General features: G+C 41.6%; 17 protein-coding genes. 12 read left to right on the top strand and 5 right to left on the bottom strand.

All coding sequences use genetic code 11. The annotated features are described in order from the left end of the window. Positions 1-127: 127 nt before the first annotated feature. The 3 genes from AC1RRY_RS14355 to AC1RRY_RS14345 all read left to right on the top strand — a co-directional run bounded on the left by AC1RRY_RS14355 (position 128) and on the right by AC1RRY_RS14345 (position 2,985). Positions 128-1,171: a DUF3089 domain-containing protein gene (locus AC1RRY_RS14355; RefSeq protein WP_492819624.1), complete on the top strand. Its 1,044-nt coding sequence runs from the start codon at positions 128-130 to the stop codon at positions 1,169-1,171. A 166-nt stretch (positions 1,172-1,337) separates the two neighbouring features. After that, positions 1,338-2,405, top strand: a complete 1,068-nt coding sequence (locus tag AC1RRY_RS14350; protein WP_492819626.1) for a mannose-1-phosphate guanylyltransferase — start codon at positions 1,338-1,340, stop codon at positions 2,403-2,405. Between the two features lie 7 nt (positions 2,406-2,412). Next, positions 2,413-2,985, top strand: a complete 573-nt coding sequence (locus AC1RRY_RS14345; RefSeq protein WP_492819628.1) for a hypothetical protein — start codon at positions 2,413-2,415, stop codon at positions 2,983-2,985. Positions 2,986-3,057: 72 nt separating this feature from the next. On the opposite strand, the gene AC1RRY_RS14340 is transcribed toward AC1RRY_RS14345, so the two are convergent. Further along, a complete protein-coding gene (locus tag AC1RRY_RS14340; RefSeq protein WP_492819630.1) occupies positions 3,058-5,622 on the bottom strand; it encodes a TonB-dependent receptor in 2,565 nt (854 codons plus the stop codon). Between the two features lie 456 nt (positions 5,623-6,078). Here AC1RRY_RS14340 and AC1RRY_RS14335 point away from each other — a divergent pair, with 456 nt between their 5' ends. The 6 genes from AC1RRY_RS14335 (at position 6,079) to secDF (ending at position 15,923) form a co-directional block, all read left to right on the top strand. After that, the gene (locus AC1RRY_RS14335) at positions 6,079-7,029 is read left to right on the top strand and encodes a sensor histidine kinase (RefSeq protein ID WP_492819632.1); all 951 of its coding nucleotides are present in this window, start codon (positions 6,079-6,081) and stop codon (positions 7,027-7,029) included. Beyond that, the gene (locus AC1RRY_RS14330) at positions 7,026-7,781 is read left to right on the top strand and encodes a LytR/AlgR family response regulator transcription factor (protein ID WP_492819634.1); all 756 of its coding nucleotides are present in this window, start codon (positions 7,026-7,028) and stop codon (positions 7,779-7,781) included. Before AC1RRY_RS14335 ends, AC1RRY_RS14330 begins: the two co-directional genes overlap by 4 nt. Positions 7,782-7,805: 24 nt before the next feature. Beyond that, a complete protein-coding gene (locus AC1RRY_RS14325; protein WP_492819636.1) occupies positions 7,806-10,622 on the top strand; it encodes a PQQ-dependent sugar dehydrogenase in 2,817 nt (938 codons plus the stop codon). 23 nt (positions 10,623-10,645) lie between these two features. Continuing rightward, complete coding sequence (locus tag AC1RRY_RS14320) at positions 10,646-12,328, top strand: carboxylesterase family protein (RefSeq protein ID WP_492819638.1); 1,683 nt, start codon at positions 10,646-10,648, stop codon at positions 12,326-12,328. A 142-nt stretch (positions 12,329-12,470) separates the two neighbouring features. Next, complete coding sequence (locus AC1RRY_RS14315) at positions 12,471-12,845, top strand: hypothetical protein (protein ID WP_492819640.1); 375 nt, start codon at positions 12,471-12,473, stop codon at positions 12,843-12,845. Positions 12,846-12,947: 102 nt separating this feature from the next. Beyond that, on the top strand, positions 12,948-15,923 hold the full coding sequence (gene secDF, locus AC1RRY_RS14310; RefSeq protein WP_492819642.1) for a protein translocase subunit SecDF: 2,976 nt from the start codon (positions 12,948-12,950) through the stop codon (positions 15,921-15,923). Between the two features lie 69 nt (positions 15,924-15,992). Here the strand turns inward: secDF and AC1RRY_RS14305 are convergent, their stop codons facing one another. Next, positions 15,993-16,877: a MerR family transcriptional regulator gene (locus AC1RRY_RS14305; RefSeq protein ID WP_492819644.1), complete on the bottom strand. Its 885-nt coding sequence runs from the start codon at positions 16,875-16,877 to the stop codon at positions 15,993-15,995. Positions 16,878-17,166: 289 nt separating this feature from the next. Between AC1RRY_RS14305 and prfB the strand changes: the two genes are divergently transcribed. After that, positions 17,167-18,241 (top strand): peptide chain release factor 2 gene (prfB, locus tag AC1RRY_RS14300; RefSeq protein ID WP_492819646.1). Its coding sequence is split into 2 segments (ribosomal slippage): positions 17,167-17,226 and positions 17,228-18,241, totalling 1,074 coding nucleotides; the frame shifts between segments, so codons are not numbered across the junction. Between the two features lie 61 nt (positions 18,242-18,302). Here prfB and lgt read toward each other — a convergent pair. Beyond that, positions 18,303-19,193 carry a prolipoprotein diacylglyceryl transferase gene (gene lgt / locus AC1RRY_RS14295; RefSeq protein WP_492819647.1) on the bottom strand — a complete coding sequence of 297 codons (891 nt, stop codon included), beginning with the start codon at positions 19,191-19,193 and terminating at the stop codon, positions 18,303-18,305. 255 nt (positions 19,194-19,448) lie between these two features. Here lgt and argC point away from each other — a divergent pair, with 255 nt between their 5' ends. Then, the gene (argC, locus tag AC1RRY_RS14290; protein WP_492819649.1) at positions 19,449-20,417 is read left to right on the top strand and encodes an N-acetyl-gamma-glutamyl-phosphate reductase; all 969 of its coding nucleotides are present in this window, start codon (positions 19,449-19,451) and stop codon (positions 20,415-20,417) included. A gap of 154 nt (positions 20,418-20,571) precedes the next feature. Here argC and AC1RRY_RS14285 read toward each other — a convergent pair whose 3' ends face one another. Both AC1RRY_RS14285 and ahcY read right to left on the bottom strand, forming a co-directional pair. Next, positions 20,572-21,093: a KdsC family phosphatase gene (locus AC1RRY_RS14285; protein ID WP_492819651.1), complete on the bottom strand. Its 522-nt coding sequence runs from the start codon at positions 21,091-21,093 to the stop codon at positions 20,572-20,574. Between the two features lie 185 nt (positions 21,094-21,278). Continuing rightward, a complete protein-coding gene (gene ahcY, locus AC1RRY_RS14280) occupies positions 21,279-22,592 on the bottom strand; it encodes an adenosylhomocysteinase (protein ID WP_492819653.1) in 1,314 nt (437 codons plus the stop codon). 339 nt (positions 22,593-22,931) lie between these two features. Between ahcY and AC1RRY_RS14275 the strand changes: the two genes are divergently transcribed. Continuing rightward, on the top strand, positions 22,932-24,689 hold the full coding sequence (locus tag AC1RRY_RS14275) for an SMP-30/gluconolactonase/LRE family protein (RefSeq protein WP_492819655.1): 1,758 nt from the start codon (positions 22,932-22,934) through the stop codon (positions 24,687-24,689). Positions 24,690-24,732: the final 43 nt, after the last annotated feature.

Here is a 24,732-nt window from a genome sequence, read left to right as displayed (position 1 = left end):
TATTGGTTAGTGAGTTAACAAAACGTAATTTTGTGTCAAACATAGAAAAGAAAATAATAATATGCAAGCATACTATCGGCAGATTTTATAAAAATTTTACAATTTTACCAAAAAATAATCATATAAGATGAGAAAAGGGTTTTTTCCATATTTATTTTTGTTTTTTACCTTGATAAACGGGTTTGTTTATGCCCAAAAACACGTAATTCTCCACTCTGGTTTCGATTCTACCCGCATTCCGCCAACGCCAGATTATAACCTGAAAGAAACCTGGGCGGCTTTGCCGGACAAAGAAGATGCTGCAGATAAAATACCCTTAAAATCTACTGTAAAAGATAATCAGCAGGACGCAAAAGCGGATGTTTTCTTTCTTCATCCTACCATTTACACTTACGCTCCCAGAAACAGGTATCTCTGGAATGCTGATGTAAATGATCAAGAACTGAACGCAATGGTTGACGAGTCTACTATTCTGAATCAGGCCACAGCTTTTAACGGCTCAGGAAAAATATACGCACCCCGATACAGGCAGGCTCATTATTACAGTTTTCTGACCAGTAATGAGGAAGATAAAAAACAAGCGCTCGATTTGGCCTATACTGATGTGAAATCGGCGTTTGAATACTATCTTCAACATTGGAACCAGAACCGCCCTATTATCATCGCTTCTCATAGCCAGGGAACAGTTTTGGCCAAGCGCCTGCTGAAGGAGTTTTTTGATGGGAGACCCTTACAGAAACAATTGGTAGAAGCATACCTGATAGGTATTGCTACTACAGCCGACACATTCGAAAACATTAAACCGAGCCAGTCGGCAGATGACATCGGGGGTTTTGTTTCCTGGAATACCTTTGCAAGAGATTATTACCCGCCTTATTATGAAGACGGGTTAAAGTCTGCTGTATGTACCAACCCTTTATCGTGGAAGCTCGATGAAGATTTTGTATCAAAAAAAGAAAATAAAGGTGGCGTTGGTCTGCATTTCACATTCGTAGAACAGGCAGCAGATGCGCAGGCGCACCAAGGCATTTTGTGGATTAATAAACCTTATGTAAGAAGCAGAGTATTTTTACGGACCAAAATATGGCACCGGGCTGACATAAACTTATTTTGGATGAATATCAGAGAAAACGTAGCTTTACGTGTAGAAAAGTATTTGAATCAATATTAGCACACAATTAATACACTTCATAAAACCAGATAATTATTTAACCTTAAGTAATATTTTGGTAAGGCTGCATCAAACAAGGCATTTACCCTTTCTGCCTTCACAATGAGATCGACTTACCTGAACCGGGCAAATTACTGGGGCACTATTTTAACACTAGTAGATTTTGATGAAAAATAACTACGTAATTATAATGGCTGGGGGTGTCGGAACGAGATTCTGGCCTTTTAGCCGTACAACCAACCCAAAGCAATTCCATGATGTTCTCGGAATCGGCAAAACAATGATTCAACAGACTGTTGAGCGCTTTGAAGGAGTTTGTCCCACAGAAAACATCTACATTGTTACGAGCGAGGAATATTATCATATAACCAAAGAGCAGTTGCCTTATCTGTCAGATGATCAGATATTGCTGGAGCCGAGTCGCAGAAACACAGCGCCTTGTATCGGATACGCCTGCTATAAAATTGCTTCTAAAAATCCGGATGCCAATATTGTAGTGGCGCCGGCCGACCACATTATTCTGAAAGAAGAAGAGTTTCGTAGAAGAATCAATATAGCCTTGCATTTTTCAGAAAAGAATAATGTGCTGATTACGCTGGGCATTAAGCCGACCCGTCCTGACACAGGCTATGGCTATATTCAGTTTGCAGAGACCGAAGGCGATATAAAAAGAGTAAAGACCTTTACTGAAAAGCCGGATCTTGAATGGGCCGTTAAGTTTGTGGAAAGCGGAGAGTTTGTGTGGAATGCCGGAATTTTTATCTGGAATGTGAGAACTATCAAAAAAACCTTTGAAATGTTTTTGCCCGAAATGGCAGAGGCTTTTGAAGAAATCAAGAAAGATTTCTATTCGGAGCGGGAAGCAGAAGCGCTTAAAAGAGCGTATCCGCAATGTAAAAGCATATCGATCGACAACGGTGTGATGGAAAAAGCTGAAAATGTATTCGTAGTGCTTTCTGATATCGGTTGGTCTGACCTGGGTACTTGGAAATCGCTCTATGAGATATCAGAAAAGGATGAACACCAGAATGTAGTAGATGGCAATACCCTCTTGTATAACACACATAACTGTATTGTAAAAACGCCTGATGACCGATTGGTAGTTATTAACGGTCTGGACGGATACATTGTAGCTGAGTATAACAATGTACTTATGATTTGTCGCAAGGAAGACGAGCAAAAGGTAAAAGAATTTGTGGCTACGGCAGGAAACAAAGGAAAAGAATTTGTTTAAGAGAAGCATGAAAAAAAACACGGTTTTAATACTAGGCTTGTTTCTGGCTCAGTCGGGGTGTTCAAACCCGCAACGCCTGGATACCACAGAGGTGAAAGATGAGATGGAAGGTCACAAAATAAAAAGAGTGACTCCGGCGCAAATCATGGAGCAGGTCGAGACACTGGGTAGCCGGATAGCCACTGATTTGACAACCGATTTGGAAGAACAGATGAAAGGGGCGTCGAAAGAAAGAGCGGAAGAAATATGCCGGCTGAAAAACATGCCAATGATAGACTCATTGTCCGGAAAATATAACCTGAAAATTCGTTTATTAGGCAAACCGGATATTGAAAACAACAAAGCTCTGTATACCAAAGAAAAAGAGGTGCTGGAAGCCTACGCAGATGCATCGGCTCAGAATCAAGTATTAAGCAATAACATTCAAAGCATCGGGGATTCTCTTTTTATTTATACTGCGCCTATTAGTGCCGCTAAAGGTGCAGGCAAACTTTGTTTTAATGATGAATCCGGTTTTGCTGTCTGGAGTATTGTGTTGAAAAAACAGGAGGTAGTAAAAAACATAAAGCCTAAAAAATAGAAAGAGAGCTATCAATAGTAGATAGCTCCTTTAACTAAAACAAAACTATAAAAAACCTAATTTTGAAAATCCTTAGTTGTTCATGTTATTGCCTTCTCCAGCTTTCACATCATCATTCTTCACTTTACTTTTCTTTTCAACCATTCTCATGTTACCAATTTTATAACTGAATGTCAGTTTCACGTTCTGGTTATAGATATTGTTGATGCTCACCTGATTAAACTGTGCTGAGTTCGAGGTCGATTTCACTTTCATCCCACCCAGAAAGTTCTCTGTTGCCAGACCAAGGCTTCCTTTTTTGTTTTTGAAATCTTTTCTGAAACCAAGTGAGTACATATAGAAGCTACCTTGTGTACCCTGCAATTGTATCTGGTTACCGCGGAAGAAACTAAAACCTTGTATACCCCATCCGTTTTTCAACTGTACCTGTGTTTGCAGGCGTCCGCCAATTACAATACCATCGTTGCTGATAAGCGATGAATATCCGTCGGCACCTTGTACCTGTCCTTCAAGATAGTTATAGTACAAATCGATACCGGCATTTACCGACCATTTTGGCGTGATGTTGATGTTACCGAATATATTAGTACCGAACATTTGCTGTTTTCCGACGTTCTGGAAAGTAGTAACAATGGCACCTATCAATGTATCAGAAGGCGCGCTCAAACGAAGGATAGAATTGTTAGTCAGACGGCCGAATACCGAAGTATTCAGATAAACTTTTTTAATGTTTGAACTGGCGCTCAATTCGAAGTTGTCAGTTATTTCCGGACGAAGGCTTGGGTTACCAATGGTAATGTTCTGAGGGTTAGCAGCATTAAAGTTCGGGTTCAGCTGTTGCAAGCCCGGGCGTTGAATACGTTTGTTGTAAGCAGCTTTCAGAGTGGTAGAACCAATAGTTTTCGAAACGTTCACACTTGGTACCAGGTTGCCGTAAGCCGGAATATCAATAGCTTTTGTCTGATCCTGTGCTTCAATAGTAGTATACTCATAGCGTGTACCTATTTTGAAAGTATATTTATTCTTGGTTGAATAAGTATATGACAAATAACCTGACGCAATATTTTGCGAGTAATCTAATAAACCTGAAGGATTCCTTGCATCAGTGGCAAAGTCACCTGTTGGGCCTGCAATCAGATAACTGAAATCACTGTTTACCTGACGGAAGATTCCTTTCAAGCCCACTTCAAACATCTGGTTTTGTTTGATAGGCGTCTGGAAATCGGTTTGCAACGTAACTTCCTGATTAGTGTTACCGTTCAGGTTTTTCTGACGGCTTACCAGATTGCTCGATTCGTTCAGTAAATCAGCAAGGAAATTATTTTTAAGATTACTTTTACTATACTGTGTTGAAATCGACCATTCTTGTGATGGCTTGAATGTACGGATATAATCCAGGTTCACATCAACCGAGTTTGACAAATCTTTGCTGTCAACATTTCTGTAAGACGTTGAGTTAAATACGTTGTTGGTATATAGATTGGTTGTGAAGTCCTGTGTTCTGATAAAATTACGCGTACCAAAGTTAATACCTGCCGTCAATGACTGGTTTTTAGAAATGTCATAATCAAACCCTAAGTTATAGCGGCCAAATAAACCGTTATCAAAGGCATCAGCTGTTTGTTTGGTTAATACGGTACTACCATTCAATACTGTACTTTGGTCTAGCGAAATACCCGCCTTGTTGTAAAAAGCACGGCCACCGCCACCCATTGATACACCCAATTTGCCTTTACGGATATTACCGTTCAAGCCTAAGTTAGAGCCACGGATCCCCGCACCTGCGTCAAGATTCAGCGTTAAGCCCTCAATAGTACTTTTCTTGGTGATGATGTTAATAATACCACCCGAACCTTCGGCGTCATATTTGGCCGATGGAGAAGTGATTACCTCAACTGATTTAATCAGTTCAGAAGGAATCATCTTAAGGGCATCAGCAATGCTGCTGGCAATAATAGTAGATGGCTTGTTGTTAATCAGAACCCGGATGTTCGAAGTTCCGCGTAATGAAACGTTACCGTCAAGGTCAACGGTCAATAAAGGTACTTTACGCAACACATCGGCAGCATCGCCACCTTTCGAAGTAATGTCTTTTTCTGCATTATAAACCAGACGGTCTACTTTTTCTTCAATCATTGATTTTTCGGCTGTCACCGTTACCTCATCCAGTTGTTTGGCGCTGGTCGATAATTTAATCACGCCCAGATCAATGTCTTTTCCTTTTTCTACTTTTATGTTGTCAATGGTTTTATCAGCATATCCGATAAAACTGATAACCAGTTTGTATTCGCCAACGGCCACTCTTGTTAATGAGAATTTTCCTTTCTCGTCGGCCATGGTTCCGTCTACTACCTTGTTAGTTGCTTTGCTGTGAAGAGCAATATTAGCGAATTCTACAGCCGTGGTAACCGCTTCGTCAACCACAAAGCCTGATATTTTCGAATTACCCTTAGGGGCATTACCATCAAGGTTCAAGGTAGGTGTTTGTTGTGCATTATTTGGTCTTCCGTTGCCGTCTCCTCTTTGGCCGCCCATACCGCCACCGCCGGGTCTACCTCCGCCGCCACCGGGAAATTGTGCTGAAGCCGAAAGACCGGTGAGAACAACCAAACTTAAAATAGTGATAAACTTTTTCATTGTCGTATTTTTTATAATTTGTTTTTTGTCGCTTGTTATTGATAACGGCTACAAAATAAAGGGGTGGTTTTTGTACATTTTTAGGGAATAGATGAAAGGTTGAAGATTGAAGATGAAAGATAAAATGATGCTTATGAATGCTTTAAAAGGGCAAAAAACTACTCAAAATCTGATTTTGATTGCGCGTTACGGAGTTTTGTCGTCAGACTTCTAACTTTGGTCTGTTTAATGCTAATTGAATTATTTTAATAGTATAGATTTGTTTACACTTTGTACTTTTCCCATGATAGGTGTTTAGGGTATACGTAACTTAAAAAAGTACAAAAATTTATCAAAACAATTTAACAATCAATGACTATACTAAACAGAAAGATATCTTATCAACATCTCTTCCGCGTATTGTTTCATCTATTATTTTGGGGCGTGTGGTTAGTTTGGCCCATTATTAATGCTTATATGAACGATACCGAAAGAGACCGGTGGTATATAGAACACATCGTTCCCTTATCTACTACGCATATTCCTCAGTTTTTTATCAACACCTTAATACTGATGCCCTATTTTCTTCGGAAACGAGGCGTAGGGTCTTATGTGTTTTCGGTAATTGTGCTGAGTTTTGTATTTGTACTCATTCAGTATTTGCTGAAACTCTGGTTGTGGGAAACCGCTCTTGATATGAATGGTCATAAAATTTCTATTTTTGAATTCAAGACCATGTTTCCGGTTCTTTTTGTAAGTGCTGTAAGTACGGTTTACGGGCTGATTATTTACATGGGTGATCAGGAGAAAATCAAGCAGGAAGAAAAACAGGAGAAACTGCAGGCCGAGTTGTCTTTTCTGCGTTCACAGATAAGCCCTCATTTTATTTTTAATGTACTCAACAGCATTGTATATCTCATACGTACGAAATCAAGTGCAGCCGAGGCGGTAACCATCCAACTTTCAGAACTGATGCGCTATATGTTGTATGAAGCCGATGATGAGCAGGTGTCGCTGGACAAAGAGATCAACTATCTGAACAATTATATTGAACTGCAGAGGGTAAGATTTGAAGAAGATGTTGAAATAAACATGAAGGCAGAAGGTAACATAGGCGCTCAGATAATAGAACCTATGTTGTTGATACCATTTGTAGAAAACGCCTTTAAACATGGTGTGGGGATGATAGATTTGCCGGTGATTGATGTGCTGGTAAGGTGTAATGACAGCGAATTGTTTTATGAAGTAAAAAACAAAATAACTCCTGAATTACCCGAAGATAAAGACAGCAGCTCGGGCATCGGACTAAAAAATGTAAAACGCCGGCTGGAACTCTTATATTCCGATAAGCATAAACTGGAAATAAGAAAAGAGAACAATTGGTTTGTGGTTTCTCTGTTTTTACAACTAAAAACAATTGGCTCATGATACTCAAATGCATTGCCGTTGATGACGAAAGTATGGGACGGAAACTTCTGGAAGAGAACATCAAGCAGATACCTTTTCTGGAACTGGTACGTACCTGTAAAAACCCTTTTGAAGCCATGCAGGCTTTGCAGGAAGAAAAAATAGACCTGATGTTTCTGGATATTCAGATGCCGGGTATGCTAGGAACCAAGTTTCTGCAGAGTTTGCGCGAAAAACCAATGGTTATATTTGTAACAGCCTATGCCAATTATGCGGTTGAGAGTTATGATTTAGACGTGATAGACTACCTGATGAAACCCGTAAGTCTGGAAAGATTCACCAAAGCGGCCTATAAAGCATTGGAACTGCACCGTAAGAATACGACTACAACAGCCACCACTCCTGCCACTACCACCACAATAACCGAACCCGTAGCTAAAGCGGATGAATTCCCCGAATTCTTTTTTATTAATGTAGAGTACTCTTTAGTAAAAATTACCATTAAAGACATTACACACATAGAAGGTCTGAAAGATTACATCAAAATCTTTTTAACCACCCAGACCAAACCTATTCTTACTAAATCTACAATGAAGGCAATAGAAGAAAAATTGCCACCCAAACAATTCATGCGTATTCATAAATCATTCATTGTGAATACTGACAAAATCGAATCAATTAGAGGGCAGAGAATCAAGATAGGAACTTACGATATACCGGTGAGTGAGTCGAGCATAGACGAATTACTAAAACTATTGAATTATTCCAAATAAAACCCGTTTACCGTTTTTAATACTATGATACAGTACAAAAAGTTTACAAGTCTCTTTGTAACGGGGCTTTTTGTTGCCCTGAAAAGTCTCGCGCAGGCTCCTGAAGAAAACAGATTCACCAAAGTGGTGCTGGCTGAGAAGCTGGACGAACCCATGGAAATGGCATTACTGAAAGACGGGCGCGTTTTGTTGGTAGAACGAAAAGGGGCTTTGAAACAATATAACCCCGCAACAAAGGAAATAAAAACACTGGCGACAATTCCGGTCAATACCAAGTATACCAATCGTGAGGGAGTGAAACGTGAAGCCGAAGAAGGCTTAATGGGTTTGGTGCTGGACCCGAACTTTGAGAAAAATCATTGGATTTACATGTATTATGCTGATACTGATGTAGCTAAACACGTATTGGCTCGCTGGGAGCTGAAAGGAGAAGAACTGGTGGAATCATCAAAGAAAATACTGCTGAATGTACCGACCCAAAGAGAAGAGTGCTGCCACACAGGAGGCGGCATGGTATTTGACAAAGCCGGTAATCTATACCTGACGGTAGGAAATAACACAAGTAATAGTAATTCTGACGGATACGCACCCATTGACGAACGCCCCAATCAGGAAAACTGGGACGACCAACGCGGAGCTTCCAACACTAACGACCTCCGCGGAAAAATCCTGAGAATTAAACCGGAAGCCAACGGAACATATTCCATTCCGAAAGGCAATCTATTTCCTGTAGGAACCCCTAAAACCCGTCCGGAAATCTATACCATGGGTCACCGTAATCCCTGGAGACCAAGTATCGACAGCAAAACAGGATACCTATACTGGGGAGAAGTAGGCCCTGATGCCTCTAAAGATTCAGAACGCGGCCCTCGTGGTTATGATGAGTTCAATCAGGCCAAAGGCCCGGGCTATTTTGGCTGGCCGTATTTCATAGGCGACAATAAAGTATATTCAGACTGGGACTTTGTTACCAACAAAATCAAAGCCGAGTCGAAGTTTGATCCTTCTAAGCCTATCAACGATTCACCTAACAACACAGGTCTGAGAGAGTTGCCTCCGGCTCAAAAAGCATTTATCTGGTATCCTTACGCTATTTCAGAAGAATTCCCGCTGGTGGGTAGCTCGGGCAGAAGTGCAACCGGTGGCCCGGTGTATCATCGTTCAGACTTCCCGTTCGCGAAACGCCCTTTTCCTGATTATTATGAAAACAAATGGCTGATTGTAGAGTTTATGCGTGGCTGGATTATGAGCATAACGATGGACGAAAACGGCAACTATAAATCAATGGAACGCTTTATGCCAAATACTGATTTTGGTAGTGCTATTGATATTGACTTCGCACCTGACGGTGACCTATATGTACTTGAATATGGAACGGCTTGGTTCAGAGGCAACGACAACGCCCGCCTGGTAAAAGTTGAATACAACGCCGGTAACCGCAAACCGGAAGTACAGCTTGCTGTCGATAAAACAGGTGGAGCGATTCCGTTAAAAGTTAATTTCTCTTCTGCCGGCACAACTGATGCGGATGGAGATGTGCTTAGCTATCAATGGACAGTAAGCAACAAAACCACCGGAACAAGAACTTTTAAAACGGCAAACCCAGCCGTAAGTTTTGACAAACCGGGTATCTACAAAGCTACTCTGACTGTAACAGACGCCAAAGGAGCCAAAAACAGCAAATCGCTGGATATAAAAGTAGGAAACGAACCACCAACTGTTGCGTTTGATATCCTGAAAGGAAACAGAACTTTCTATTTCCCCAATCAGCCGATTGAGTATGATGTGAAAGTAACAGATAAAGAAGACGGCAGCCTGAGCAATGGCAAAATAAAGCCTGAGCAGGTGGCAGTTAATATTGACTACATGCCTATTGGCTATGATAAAATTGAGGTTTCTCAAAACCATAGAGGTGCCGACGCAGCCGCTTTTGCTTCTACAGGGCAGAGGTTAATCAATGCAAGTGATTGCAAAGCCTGCCACGTGATTGACAAGAAGTCAGTTGGCCCAAGCTATACTGATATTGCCAATAAATACAAAGGAAACACCGCAATAATAGATCAACTGGCCAAGAAAGTAATCAGTGGTGGTATGGGTGTTTGGGGCGAGCATGCCATGAGTGCACACCCGCAGCTTCCGCTAAGTGATGCTACCTCAATGGTTGAATATATTCTGAGCATCGGCGAGAAAAAGGTGGTACAGTCTCACCCAACTAAAGGTAGCTATACTACAGCCATACCTGCCGGACAAAAAGAAAACGGTTCTTTTGTGCTAAGAGCTTCTTATAAAGACAGAGGTACCAAACTGATGCCTGCCTTGCAATCTGAAGAGACCATTGTGTTGAGAAATTCACTGTTAGACCCGGAACTGGCAGATAAAGCGAAAGGAACGCAGAAAGTAATGACACCGTCAAAGTCTTTCTTTATAGTAGGTAACGATTCTTACATTGCTTACAACAAAATAGACTTAACCAGCATAGACCAGATTGACTTCTACATACAGGCAACTACCCGTGTAGGCGCAGCCGGGGGGGTAATAGAAATCCGTCTAGATTCACCAACTGGGCCTTTAGTCGGCAAAACGGGAATGATTGAGGTAAAAGAACCTGCACCTTTCCGTCCGCAGGCTAATAATGGAGCACAACAAGCCCCACCACCTATTCCCGGTGTAAGACAAGATATGCAGATGGCCGTAAGAAGAGGAACTGTGTTGGCACCTGTGAAAATATCATCAGGCGGTACGCATGACATTTATTTCGTATTCAAAAACGAAAAGGCGCTATCCACTCAAATTGTAATGCAGGTAATGGGTATTGATTTTAAAAGTGGCGCAAATCTGTAACACGATTTAAATTCTATAAAACTATGAAAACCTTAAATTTTAAAACAATCCTGATGGCATTAGTGCTGTCAGGATTGCACTTCATTGCTTTCGGGCAAAAACTGGCTCCCGGTCCGCAGGTTCTCACTTTCCGGTCAGATGTTGACGATACCGAGCAGCCTTATGGTTTGTATCTGCCCAAAAACTACAACCCAAAGAAAAAATACCCATTGGTGGTAATGTTACATGGAGCGGGCTCTAATCACCGGTTGGCTTTACGCCGGGTATTTGGTAAAAGTAACGCCGAAGGGGAGTCTGATGTAGAAGCCAGTCGTTATTTTCCGGAGTGGAAAGATGTTAATTACATTGTTATAAGTGCCTATGCCAGAGGAACAATGGGGTATCAGGGTGTTGCTGAAAAAGATGTGATGGACATGCTGGCTGATGCAAAAAAACGTTTTTCAATTGATGAAAACCGTACTTACCTTACCGGTTTATCAATGGGCGGCGGCGGAACCATGTGGATAGGGTTGAGTTATCCGGACATCTGGGCTGCTATTGCTCCTGTTTGTCCTGCCCCTCCCGGCGGAACACTCGAAATGGTACCTAATGCATTGAATTATCCGGTTTATTTCTTTCAGGGAGATCAGGATCCGGCTGTAAAAGTTGACTCAACCCGTAAATGGGTGCAACGCTTCAAAGATGCAGGTGCTCAGGTAGAGTACACAGAGTACCCCGGCGTGAAACACAACAGTTGGGAAAATGCCTATAAAGATGAATTTATATTCGACTGGTTCTCTAAATTCAAAAGAAACCCGTATCCTGAACGCGTGCGTTTTGCCACTAGCCAGTATAAACATAATAAGGCTTACTGGGTAGTGCTTGATGAATTTACACCGGGTACTACTGCTTTGATTGATGCGAAATTTACGGCCAGAAATCACATTGAAATAAGCACAAAAGGACTAAAAACCTTTACATTAAACCTGACAGGTCACCCGAGCTTTAAATCAAAATCTCCAATAGAGTTGATAATAAACGGGCAGACAATCAGAGCCGAAACAGGAGCGAATGTAACACTTACCCAAAATAATAACTCATGGGCGATTAATACGTCCGGTACTTTAACATCGGCCAAGAAACCGGGTGCAGAAGGCCCCATGACAGAGGCCATAGCCGACCGCCATATTTATGTCTATGGTACCGGTGGGAACCCTTCTGCCGACGAACTGAACAAAAGACGCACTGAAGCGCAAAAAGCAATGGAGTGGTCGGTTTACAGAGGCGACTTTATTGGTAGAGTAATGGTTTTTCCACGTTTACTGAGTGACAAAGAAGTTCGCCCAAGTGATATTGAAAGCTCTAATCTGATTCTGTTTGGTACCAAAGAAACCAATAGCCTGATTGAGAAATTCAGTGATAAGTTGCCCGTAGAACTGAAAGCGTCTGCCACAGATTACGGGCTGGCGTATGTGTTTCCGATAGGGGCGCGCTACGTGCTGGTTAATTCAGGTCTATCGTGGTGGACAGTGAGCGAAAATCCCAGTGCCATGTCTCGCCAGAACTCGCCTGCGCCTATGAATGTACTGGGCAGATTTCAGGACTTTGTTCTCTTTAAAGGTACTATTTATAACGTAGTGGCCGGAGGCAGATTTAACAATGACTGGACCTTGCCGGGTACAGAAGCAGATAAAATGAAATTGTCAGGAGTAGTGGTCTTCAAATAATAAATGCGGTTCATTCATACAAAACGTGCGCTATATCTACCGTATTTTCAGATATACCGCACGTTTTCTATTTGTATCTTTTTAAAAATTTAGTGTCAGGTTTGACTTATTTCGTGAAAATCTTGTAGCTTTGTCACCCTAAATGAGGAAAAACTCTTACATATCGCGTTCTTTCGGACTTTTAATGTTCGTCATGGTGGTTATGACGAGTGTTTTGAGCAAGCAGATTTGTCTCAAACATTCGAACGAAACCCCCGTTGCCGTTCAAAAGTCTGCCTCTGAGAAATCTGATAAAAAAGACAACTCAAAGGAACAGACTGTTGTAAGAGCAGTAACACTTGAGGTGGTTGTACCGAGCCATGCTTTTGATTTCGGTAGTTACGCCATCCTTATTCCGCTTCCGCAAATTATCTATGTAGTAGTTGAAACGTCAGTTAAAACTATTACCAAGCCTCTTTACAGATTATCTTATTTCGAAAAGCTATATGAGCATTATATAGCACCCAACGCCCCATAGTATTGTATGCGCTGTCTGGCGCGTTCTTCTTCTTGATTATTGTCATGAGTTCTTCATGATGCTTTTACACGAAATCAGTTTTATATTTAAATATACCCTCTAATGAACAACAAAGGTGGAATTATAGCGCTTTTGGTTGCCTTCCTGACAATCAGTGCTTACTTTTTATTACGTACCTGGAAAGCCAACGACATCAGAAATGATGCTGAAGCTTTTGCTACAGACAAATCAGGAAAGATTGACTATGCCAAAAAACAAAGATATCTGGACTCTTTGTGGAAACAACCAGTGTTTTTAGGCACAACAACAGAAGATCTTACCAAACAGGAATTAGGCTTAGGACTTGACCTTCAAGGTGGTATGAGTGTGATTCTTGAAGTTTCTCCTGCCGAAATCGTTCGTTCTTTGGCTGCCAGCGCAAGAGATCCTAAAGTAGCAACAGCCATTGAAAATGCGCAAAAAAGAGCAGTTACCAACAGTACAAATTTTGTTGATTTGTTTTCTCAGGAATACAAAAAACTAGCTCCTGATACCAAATTGGCTAATGTATTTTCTAATAGTTCTAATCGTGGTACGCTAAGTCTTGAATCTTCAGACAACCAGGTAGTCAATTACATTAAGAAAGAGGTAGATGGTGCTTTTGATCGTGCCTTCAGAATCATTCAGACTCGTGTTGATAAATTCGGGGTATCTAACCCTAACCTGCAAAGATTATCAGGTACTAACCGTATTCAGGTTGAGCTACCGGGTGTTGATAATCCTGACCGTGTACGTAAATTATTGTCAGGCGCTGCTAAACTGGAATTCTGCGAAGTATATACCATGCAGGAGATTGCTTCATCGTTTGATGGCCTTGCCGGTATCCTGTTGCAAATGGACATCGACGCCAAAAAGAATGAACCACAGGCAGCAGCCAAAGATACAGTTGCTAAAGCAGCAAATGACACAACCAAAAACAGCCTGAGCGCTCAGCTTAAGGGTGATGCGAAAAAAGGAGATACTACCGCTTTGGCACAACGCCAGAATAACGCTTTCAGTAACCTTTTCATCCCTACAGGTTATGGCGTGGCTATTCGTACCAAAGACATTGCTCGTGTGAAAGAAGTAATGGACCGTTCAGATGTTCGTGCTTTGTTCCCGGCTAATGCCAGCTATGTGTTCGACATCAAACCTCGTCCGAATGGCACCAATGTGAGTGAAGAGATTGTAGACATGTATTTCGTGAAAGACCTGGGTAAAGCGCCATTAGAAGGAGACGTAATTACCAACGCTAACCAGGATTATGATGAGCGTGGAAAACCTGCGGTTGAAATGCAAATGAATGCGGAAGGTGCCAGAAAATGGAAAGCGCTGACAGGTGCCAACATTGGCCGTCCGATTGCCATCATTCTTGATAACTACGTGTATTCTGCACCTAATGTAAACGGAGAAATAGCTGGTGGACGTTCGAGCATTGCCGGTAACTTTTCAGTAGAAGAAGCGCAAGACTTAGCCAACGTATTGAAAGCAGGTAAATTACCTGCGCCAACCAATATTATCTCTGAAGACATCGTAGGGGCTACGGTAGGTTCTGAGGCAGCTCAGGCAGGTATTATCTCTTCATTAATTGGTTTGCTGGTAGTATTGGGCTTTGTATTGATTTACTATAATAAGGCAGGTGTAATTGCGGATATCGCACTTATTGTCAACCTGTTCTTGCTTTTAGGAGTAATGGCTTCATTTGGTGCAACACTTACTTTGCCTGGTATTGCAGGTATGGTATTGTCAGTCGGCGTATCGGTGGATGCCAACGTACTTATCTATGAGCGTATCAAAGAAGAGCTGGCATTGGGTAAAACCTTTAAAGATGCGGTAAGAGACGGTTTCAAAAACGCGATGTCGTCAATCATTGACTCTAACGTAACTACACTTATCACAGGGGTTGTGTTATTCGCTTTCGGTACAGGTCTTATCTTAGGGTTCGCTACTACGCTTTTGATAGGTATTTTCACTTCATTGTTCTCGGCAATTTTTATTTCAAGACTATTGTTTGAATACTATATCGGTAAAGGAAAAACTGTTTCATTTACTACCAAATGGTCAGAAAAACTGTTCAAGGATTCGAAATTCGATTTCGTATCGAAGCGCAAATTATACTACACTATTTCAAGTGCTATTATCATTGCAGGTATTATTTCAATTGCCATTAAAGGTTTCGGTTTGGGTGTAGATTTTCTGGGTGGTCGTACATACATCGCCAAGTTTTCACAAACAGTAAACACGGAAGATATCGAACAAGCGTTGAAGCCTACATTTGAAGGACAAGCGATTGAGGTAAAAACTTTCGGTGGCTTCGATCAGGTGAAAATCACTACTCCTTACAAAATCGAGAATACTAATACAGAGGTTGAAGATCAATTACAATCTAATATAAACAAAGCTTTAGCTAATGTAAATGGTAACTCGGGTAAAGTGATGAGCTCGTCTAAAGTTGGGCCAACTATTGCCAACGATGCTATCTGGGGAGCAGTGAAGGCGGTGTTAATATCGATGATATTGGTATTTGCCTATATCTATATCCGGTTCCGTAAACTTGCCTTTGCTTACGGGTCGTTGGTGGCCTTGTCGCACGACGTACTCATTATCCTCGGGGTCTTCTCTATCCTGCGTGGTTTCTTACCATTCTCGCTTGACGTTGATCAGGCTTTTGTAGGTGCGGTGTTGACTATCATGGGGTATTCAATGAATGACACCGTCGTGGTATTTGATCGTGTTCGTGAGTATCTGGCTGAAAAGCGCGATGTGAAAGAAGATATCCCGACCGTTATTAACAATGCCTTGAACAGTACATTAAGTAGAACAGCCGTAACCGGATTCTCTACCTTGCTTGTACTATTGGTGTTATTGATTTTCGGTGGTGAAACCATCCGTGGTTTCGTATTCGCCATGTTTGTTGGGGTAATTGTAGGTACATACTCTTCGTTATTCGTAGCTACGCCTATCGTTGTTGATGGTATGCAACGCGATATGAAAAAAGAGGCTGAAAAGCTAGCCGCAGCTCCGGTAGCAATAGAGACCAAAAAGTCTAAAAAAGCATAATAGCTTAGGTATATAATAGTAAACGCCCTTGCTTTTTTTAAGCAAGGGCGTTTTACTTTAGGCAAGTCTTCAATTTCTGTGCTCGGCAATTTCGATTAGCTGGTCAAGATGCGTAATAATTTTGGTGCCGGGGTGGGTTTTTATCCCCTGACCTATCACCTGATAACCAGTGAGTAATATCTGAATATCCGGAAATTCTTTCTCCAGGCGGCTCACATATATCTGGGTTTCGTTCTGGGCAGGAGTAGAAGTAATGGCCGTAAAAATATAGTCAGGCTTTTGTGTTTCGCAGACATACACAAGCTCGTCGAAAGGCAGAGTCTGCCCTAGATAGACAACTTTATTGTTTCTGGCTCTGAGCACATAATGGGCAAATAATAATGATAATTCATGCAGTTCTCCGTCAGGCAGAAACAGGACAAATTTTTTAGATTCGGCATTAAGCCTGGGTACTTGTCCGTCTATAGCTACAATCAGTTTCTGCCGGATCAGGTTAGAGATAAAGTGCTCCTGAGCCGGGCCAACAGAGCCAGTCACCCACAAAATACCGATTCGGCTCAGAAATGGATAAATGATATTAGTCATCATGTCTTCAAAACCAAACGAGAGGATGCTCGCTACCATTATCTTCTCGAATTGTGCCTCATCGAGGTCAATCATGGCAATGGTCAGTGCATGAATTTGATCCGGATAACCAAGTTTTTTTTCAGATACGCTGATTACTTCTTCAGATAATTGTTCGGTAGAGAATTTAGCAATTTCAGAAATCTTGTATTCGTGTTCTTTCAGTAGCGCAATATTCAGTACTAACTTCAGGTCATGGTCGTCATAAATCCTTATGTTTGTATCTGTTCTTTTAGGGGTTATAATATTATAACGTTGTTCCCATATTCTGAGCGTATGAGCTTTAATACCTGATAGATGCTCTAAATCTCGTATGGAGTAGTTACTCATTATTTTTCAGGTTTTCTATTCAAGGGTGGTGTTTATATAGTATGCCGCCGACATTTCGCTTGAAAATTTTATTCACAATTGTCAGAAAGGAATCCGGCATTAAAGAAAACAATTTCATTTTTATGGTACAGATATAACACAAAAAAAATTGATTTGTTTGAAAAAACAGCTGCCAGATTAATATCTGTAACGCCGAGCGAAAGATAATGAATAAAATTAAGTAATTTTGCAGGCTGATTCTGAAAAGGAAGCAGCACTTTTTAGTAATAAAATAATTATAAACACAAATATGACTACCGAACAATTGAAGGAGTTAAAAGCCAGAGTAGCGGCTTTAAGGGGGTATCTTTGACTACGATAGCAAGAAAGAACAATTAGATGACCTCGAAAACCAGACGGCCCAACCGGAATTCTGGACAGATGCCGAAAAGGCCGAAAACGTAATGAAACAAGTGCGTGCACTGAAAGGCTGGACAACCGGTTACGAAAAAGCCGAGAGTGCCGTGGGTGACCTCGAGACCTTATTCGAATTCTTCACTATGGGTGAAGCCACAGAAGAGGAAGTAGACGAAGAAGGCAGGAAATTCAATGAGATACTGGAAGAACTGGAATTGAAAAAGATGCTTTCGAACGAGGAAGACCAGTTTAGTGCAGTGCTCGAAATAAATGCAGGTGCCGGTGGAACCGAAAGCCAGGACTGGACAAGCATATTAATGCGTATGTATATGATGTGGGCCAATAAAAAGGGCTACAAAGTATCGGAACTGGATTATCAGGATGGTGATACGGCGGGTGTAAAGTCTGTTTCATTGCAGATTGAAGGCCCGATGGCCTATGGTTTTCTGAAATCAGAAAACGGGGTGCATCGTTTGGTGAGGGTTTCACCGTTCGATTCCAATGCACGTCGTCATACCTCATTTGCCTCGGTATACGCTTATCCTTTGGTCGATGATACGATACAAATAGAAATAAGAGACGCCGATATCGAAATCCAGACATCGCGTTCAGGTGGTGCCGGTGGGCAGAACGTAAACAAGGTGGAAACCAAGGTGCAGTTAACCCACAAGCCTACGGGTATTATGATTACGTGCCAGATAGAACGTAGTCAACATGCCAACCGTGAACACGCGATGCAAATGTTGAAATCGAAGCTGTATCAGCTGGAGGTTGAAAAACGCAATGCTGCCAAAGCAGAAACTGAAGCCGGCAAAATGAAAATAGAGTGGGGGTCTCAGATCAGGAGTTATGTATTGGACGACCGCCGTGTGAAAGACCACCGGACGAACATTCAGACGTCGAACACGGAAGCTGTTTTAAATGGAGAGATTGATGAGTTCATCAAAGGCTTTTTAATGGCAAACTAAGTGTTACCGATGGTTACAATAAGCAATAAGCCCCGTAAGGAAACTTACGGGGCTTATTGCTTTATTTTTTAGAGCTGGTCTTTTCAAATGTATGGGTTGAGTAATACTCGGCATCTTTTCTCCCTTTGGTAAGCGAATATATGAGAATACCGATACCAAATAAAACAACAGGGATACTCAGAAGCTGACCCATATTCCAGAACATATTGTCTTCAAATGTCTCCTGATTTTCTTTCAGGAATTCGTAGAAGAAACGCAAGGTAAATATCCATACCAGAAATGTACCTACTAATAATCCGTGAGGTGTTTTTTCTTTAAATCGGTTCCAGAGAAAGAACAACAAACCCGCAAGAACCAGACATGACAGGGCTTCATATAGCTGTGCAGGGTGGCGGGTAAAAGCCTCGGGAGTCATTTTTAACGACCCGTCAGGATTCAGGCTGAAAGTATTGAAACGAAACGCCCAGGGTACATCGCTCTGTTTACCTACAATTTCATGATTCATCAGGTTTCCTAAACGGATAAAGCAACCGCCTAAAGCAGCAGTTATCGCAATACGGTCGGTTACCCACAGAAATGGCTGATCTTTATGTCTTCGGCTATAAAGAAACAAAGCTATTAGTATACCTATGGTAGCCCCGTGGCTTGCCAACCCGTTATAGGGCGGCACAATCATATCAACCAGAAATTTCGCGGGGTCTTGAAGAAAACTATCAAACTCATAAAAGAAATAATGTCCGAAACGAGCACCAATCACGGTGGCTATAATCATCACAAACAAAAGCGCATCAAGATCTTTTTCCGGTTTCCCTTCTTTTTTGAAGACATGGGTCATAATCTGATAGCCAATCAGAAAGCCGGAAGCAAATAATAATCCATACCAGCGCAATTCAAAACTACCAAGTTTAGCAATAATAGGATTGACATTCCAGGGGATTTCTAAAAATACCATTTGACAGGGGTTTGATTTTTTTCCAAAAATATAAGTTTTATCTGATACATAAGTGCAAAATTTTAAAGACCGGGCTAACAAACATTTAAAAAATCTTAAATTTGCAGCAGAAACTTCTGCAAACTATCTGTTGTTATACTTTATACCCGGTAAACAGGGTGTTTTTAGTACTAATAATCCGTTAACTGAGACATTACTTTTTCGCAATCAGCTTGTGCAAACGTACAGCATTGCATTAACTATTTTACTTGTTTTATGAAAATCAATATCGGAATCATTGGAGGAGCGGGATACACCGGAGGAGAATTGCTCAGAATATTACTGAACCACCCCAACGCCAACATAGTATTTGTAAACTCTAAGAGCCAGGCCGGTAAACCTGTATACGTTACGCATGGTGATTTACTGGGAGAAACAGATTTAGCATTTGCCGACGAACAGGATTTCAGCAAAGCCGATGTATTGTTTCTTTGTTCAGGACATAACGAGTCGAGAAAGTTTCTGGCTGAAAACGCTATTCCTGAAAAAATAAAAATAGTTGACCTGAGCACCGATTTCCGTGATGAAAGCAATGGCTTTACCTATGGCCTGCCTGAACTCCAAAAAGACAAAATAAAGACCGCCAGCAAGATTGCTAACCCGGGTTGCTTTGCTACCAGTATAGAACTGGCTTTGTTACCACTTGCCAAAGCAGGGGTATTGAAAGAAGATGTGCATGTGAGTGCCATTACGGGCAGCACAGGGGCGGGGCAATCGCTTTCTGCAACCACACATTTCAGTTGGAGAAACAATAACATTTCAATCTACAAGGCGTTTACTCATCAGCATCTGAAAGAAATCAACCAGAGTATTCAATCATTGCAGTCAGATTTCAGCAAGGCGGTTAACTTTATACCTTACCGCGGTAACTTTACCAGAGGTATTATGGCCAATGTGTACACGAAGTTTGAAGGAACAATAGAAGAAGCGCAGGAGCTATATAAAAACTTCTATGAAGGGCACCCTTTCACACACATAAGTGATGAGTCTGAAATAGATTTAAAGCAAGTGGTAAATACCAATAAATGTATTCTGCATCTGGAAAAACATGGCAATAACCTGTTAATAAGCAGTATTATTGATAACCTGACTAAAGGGGCATCGGGCCAGGCTGTGCAGAATATGAATCTGATTTTCGGATTAGAAGAAACAGCAGGACTGAAACTGAAACCTGTCGGGTTTTGATAAAACTGTTGTACTTTCACCCAATTAATTGGGCGGCTACCTGAACAAAGGTTTTTTTTGTATATACAGACCGACTTAAGTCGGTATAAACATTAAAACTAACCTTTGTTTCTGTAGCCGGTGAATTTATTCGCCGTATATAAAATGTAAGAGATTAAAATATCTTCATCCATTTTCCCTGTTCTTTCATTACCATTTCTATTACCTCTCTTACAGCGCCCTTACCACCATCTTTAGTTGAACGATAATTGGCAACTTCTACAATTTCGGCTACGGCATCTGCCGGGCAGGCTGAAAGCACATTTCTGTGTTTCATAATCTCCCAATCAGGTAAATCGTCACCCATATAAATGGCTTGTTCGGCCTTAAGGTCATTATCTATCAGATACTGATCGAAAACAGAAAGCTTTTGATCGGTGCGTACGCCCAGAAAAATATCTTTTATACCTAACGGCGACAGTCTTTCGCGCACGCTCTCTTCTTTCCCGCCTGATATAATGGCAATATTATAGCCTGACCTCACGGCCTTACCCATTGCATAGCCGTCTTTCACATTAAAAGTACGGGCCAGTTCGCCTCCTCTTAATGCTATAACGGTCGAATCGGTCAATACGCCGTCTATGTCTAAAATAAAGGTAGTGATTTTACGAAGCTTCGATTTTAATTTTAGGTTCATGAAAAATGACTTGGTTTGAAGCACAATATTCGTTTAAATTCGATTAATTCCGGGTTGATTTTTGAAAATAAATTCTCACAGGGGTTTATTTCTCTAAAAATTTCTGAGGTTGTCTGCCATCATCAGAATAAAAAAGCGGAGGCTTCTAAAGAAACCTCCGCCCGATGTTTTATCAATACCGTTAATCAATAACGATACATTTCTGATTTGAATGGTCCTTCAACTGCCACACCAATGTAAGCAGCCTGGTCGATATTCAGCGTATCTAATTTAGCACCTACGTGAGCTAAATGGAAAGCAGCTACTTTCTCATCCAGTTGCTTAGGTAATACGTACACTTTCTTCTCGTATTTTTCACTGTTATTCCACAATTCTAATTGCGCCAGTGTCTGGTTTGAGAACGAACACGACATCACGAATGATGGATGGCCCATTGCACAACCCAAATTTACCAGACGGCCTTCAGCCAGAATAATTATTTCTTTACCGTCAATTTCATACATATCAACCTGTGGTTTGATAGTCGATTTGGTATGACCATAGTTTTGGTTCAACCAGGCCATGTCGATTTCGTTATCGAAGTGACCAATGTTACAAACCACGGCTTTGTCACGCATAGCTTTGAAGTGACGGTCACGGATAATATCGATGTTTCCGGTAGCTGTTACAAAGATGTTGGCACGGGTAGCGGCTTCGTCCATAGTAACTACTTCATAACCATCCATAGCGGCTTGTAATGCACAAATCGGGTCAATTTCAGTAACCAATACTCTACAGCCTGCTCCACGTAATGAATCGGCTGAGCCTTTACCCACATCGCCATAACCGGCTACTGCAGCAACTTTACCTGCCAGCATTAAATCGGTAGCACGACGGATGGCGTCTACTAACGATTCGCGACAACCGTATTTGTTGTCGAATTTAGACTTCGTTACAGAGTCATTTACGTTAATGGCAGGAAGGTGCAAAGTGCCGTTTCTCTGGCGCTCATATAAACGGTGTACACCGGTAGTTGTTTCTTCCGAAAGACCTTTGATGTCGCCAATCAGTTCCGGATATTTATCAAAAACCATATTGGTTAAGTCACCACCATCATCAAGAATCATGTTCAATGGTTTTTGTTCTTCACCAAAAAACAAGGTTTGCTCAATGCACCAGTCGAATTCTTCGGCTGTCTGACCTTTCCAGGCATATACCTGAATACCGGCAGCGGCAATGGCAGCAGCGGCGTGGTCTTGCGTTGAGAAGATATTGCATGACGACCAGGTCACTTCTGCGCCCAATTCAACCAATGTTTCAATCAAAACGGCTGTCTGGATGGTCATGTGCAAACAACCTGCTACACGAGCACCGGCCAATGGTTTTGAAGGGCCATATTCTTTACGGATCGACATCAAACCCGGCATTTCTGCTTCGGCTAATTTGATTTCTTTGCGACCCCAATCGGCCAATGAAATATCTTTTACTTTGTAAGGAACGTAATTTTTTGCTGCTGACATATCTTTAAGTTAATTTATCCTTAATAAAATGTTAATATGGTTGCTTTTTCTAAAATTGATGCAAAATTAGGATAATTTATTTTCAAAATAAATAATACTTGGATATTTTATTTATTGCACATACTCCGGACCATGGTTTTTGCAGATTATGTATTAGAACTTAAGCCATTACGTCTCCCAGTCAGTTATTACCTAATGTTCTTCAGGGTTATATTTTTAGCAGTTAAATCATTATTTAACAGTTAAATAGAGATGTATATTATTGAGCAGCAATAATTTAGATTCGAAAGTTTTTATTACATTTGGTTAATCTATTCACCTATTTCTTCTCAGTATTCCATGAAAAAAATATTGATAATCCTGTTTGCCTGCTGGCAAATGGGTGCCTATGCTCAGACTCCCACCGAAAATTATCCCGAAGACCCCGCTTCTGTAGAGCAGGCAGGTGTACCGAAAGGTGAAGTCCTTAAATTTGAGTTTCAGGATTCAAAGATATTCCCGGGTACCTGGCGAGAATACTGGGTATACATTCCGGCACAATATACGCCCGACAAACCTGCCTGTGTGTATGTTAACCAGGATGGCGTACAATGGAAGGCCCCGACCGTGTTCGATAACCTGATTCATAAGAAAGAAATGCCAGTTACAATCGGTGTCTTTGTGATGCATGGCAGAGTGCGGGCAGCCAATACTGAAACAGCGCTCGACAGATTCAACCGTAGTTTTGAATACGATGGTCTGGGTGATGCCTATGCAAGATTTATTCTGGAAGAGTTGCTACCTGAAATAGAGAAGAAAAAAACCAGCGACGGACGACCAATCCGCCTATCGAAAAATGCCAACGACAGGGCCATTGGGGGTGCCAGCAGCGGAGCCGTTTGTGCCTTTACAGCTGCCTGGGAACGACCGGATGCTTTCTCAAGGGTTTTCAGTACCATTGGTACCTATGTGGGTCTGAGAGGAGCAAACGAATATTCAACCCTGATTCGTAAATATGAGCCGAAGCCAATCAGGATATTTTTACAGGATGGAACCAACGATTTGAACATTTATGCGGGCGATTGGTGGAAAGCCAACGAAACGATGGAAAGAGCGTTAACTTTTGCCGGCTATGAAGTGAAGCATGTGTGGGGTGAAGGCGCACATAATGGCAAACATGGCACTGCTCTTTTCCCGGAAGCCATGCGGTGGCTCTGGAAAGATTATCCTAAACCGGTAGCGATTGGCAATTCTAAAAATCAGTTTTTGAGTGATATTCTGCTTGAGAACCAAGGTTGGGAGTTGGTAGGAGAGGGCTACACTTTTACAGAGGGCACAGCAGCCAATGCCAAAGGAGAAGTATTTTATCAGGATATCCCCAACTCAAAAACATATAAGGTAGGCCTGGACGGCAAACTGACTACTTTGGATATTGATGCGAAGAAATCCAGCGGTACAGCTTTTGGTGCTGATGGCAAACGGTATGTAGTGGCAGGAGGAACAAAACAGATTTTAAGCTACGATCTGTCAGGTAAAGAAACCATAGTAGCCGATAACCAGACAGGAAACGACATTGTAGTAGCTAAAAACGGGAACATCTACATAACAGCTCCCAATGGTGTCAGCAACCCGAGTAAGCTGTATTTAATAAGGCCGAATGGCGAAAAGGTAGAGGTAGATGAAGGACTAAAGTTTGCCAACGGACTGACTCTTTCGCCGGATCAGACACAACTGTATGTAACTGAATCGGCCTCTCATTGGGTGTGGGTGTATCAGATTCAGCCGGATGGGCGACTTGCACATAAGCAGAAATTCGGCTGGCTGCATGTAAGAGATGTGGATGAAAACGCCTGGTCTGATGGCCTGAAATGTGACCGCGACGGAAGAATTTACGTAACCACGCTTAGCGGAATACAGGTACTTGACCAGACCGGCCGTGTCAATGCCATTATTCCGGTACCTAAAACCAAAGGTCAGGTATCTAACCTGTGCTTTGGCGGCCCTGATTTTGATACAATGTATATTACTTGTGTAGATAAGGTGTATCGCAGAAAAGTGAAAGTAAAAGGTGCCAATACATTTGATATACCGCATAAACCGGCAGCGCCGAAACTTTGATAAATAGTAGGCTTTAAATAAAAATAGCTGTGTCTCGAGAGGC

The sequence above is a fragment of the Emticicia sp. GW821-FHT11C11 genome (assembly GCF_058808615.1).
This window is presented reverse-complemented; position numbering and strand designations above follow the sequence as displayed.

What these genes read in the sequence shown, in the direction of transcription:
- AC1RRY_RS14355 (WP_492819624.1), top strand. Translation starts at nt 128, where the DNA reads ATGAGAAAAGGGTTTTTTCCATATTTATTTTTGTTTTTTACCTTGATA.
- AC1RRY_RS14350 (WP_492819626.1), top strand. Translation starts at nt 1,338, where the DNA reads ATGAAAAATAACTACGTAATTATAATGGCTGGGGGTGTCGGAACGAGA.
- AC1RRY_RS14345 (WP_492819628.1), top strand. Translation starts at nt 2,413, where the DNA reads ATGAAAAAAAACACGGTTTTAATACTAGGCTTGTTTCTGGCTCAGTCG.
- AC1RRY_RS14340 (WP_492819630.1), bottom strand. Translation starts at nt 5,622, where the DNA reads ATGAAAAAGTTTATCACTATTTTAAGTTTGGTTGTTCTCACCGGTCTT.
- AC1RRY_RS14335 (WP_492819632.1), top strand. Translation starts at nt 6,079, where the DNA reads ATGAACGATACCGAAAGAGACCGGTGGTATATAGAACACATCGTTCCC.
- AC1RRY_RS14330 (WP_492819634.1), top strand. Translation starts at nt 7,026, where the DNA reads ATGATACTCAAATGCATTGCCGTTGATGACGAAAGTATGGGACGGAAA.
- AC1RRY_RS14325 (WP_492819636.1), top strand. Translation starts at nt 7,806, where the DNA reads ATGATACAGTACAAAAAGTTTACAAGTCTCTTTGTAACGGGGCTTTTT.
- AC1RRY_RS14320 (WP_492819638.1), top strand. Translation starts at nt 10,646, where the DNA reads ATGAAAACCTTAAATTTTAAAACAATCCTGATGGCATTAGTGCTGTCA.
- AC1RRY_RS14315 (WP_492819640.1), top strand. Translation starts at nt 12,471, where the DNA reads ATGAGGAAAAACTCTTACATATCGCGTTCTTTCGGACTTTTAATGTTC.
- secDF (WP_492819642.1), top strand. Translation starts at nt 12,948, where the DNA reads ATGAACAACAAAGGTGGAATTATAGCGCTTTTGGTTGCCTTCCTGACA.
- AC1RRY_RS14305 (WP_492819644.1), bottom strand. Translation starts at nt 16,877, where the DNA reads ATGAGTAACTACTCCATACGAGATTTAGAGCATCTATCAGGTATTAAA.
- lgt (WP_492819647.1), bottom strand. Translation starts at nt 19,193, where the DNA reads ATGGTATTTTTAGAAATCCCCTGGAATGTCAATCCTATTATTGCTAAA.
- argC (WP_492819649.1), top strand. Translation starts at nt 19,449, where the DNA reads ATGAAAATCAATATCGGAATCATTGGAGGAGCGGGATACACCGGAGGA.
- AC1RRY_RS14285 (WP_492819651.1), bottom strand. Translation starts at nt 21,093, where the DNA reads ATGAACCTAAAATTAAAATCGAAGCTTCGTAAAATCACTACCTTTATT.
- ahcY (WP_492819653.1), bottom strand. Translation starts at nt 22,592, where the DNA reads ATGTCAGCAGCAAAAAATTACGTTCCTTACAAAGTAAAAGATATTTCA.
- AC1RRY_RS14275 (WP_492819655.1), top strand. Translation starts at nt 22,932, where the DNA reads ATGAAAAAAATATTGATAATCCTGTTTGCCTGCTGGCAAATGGGTGCC.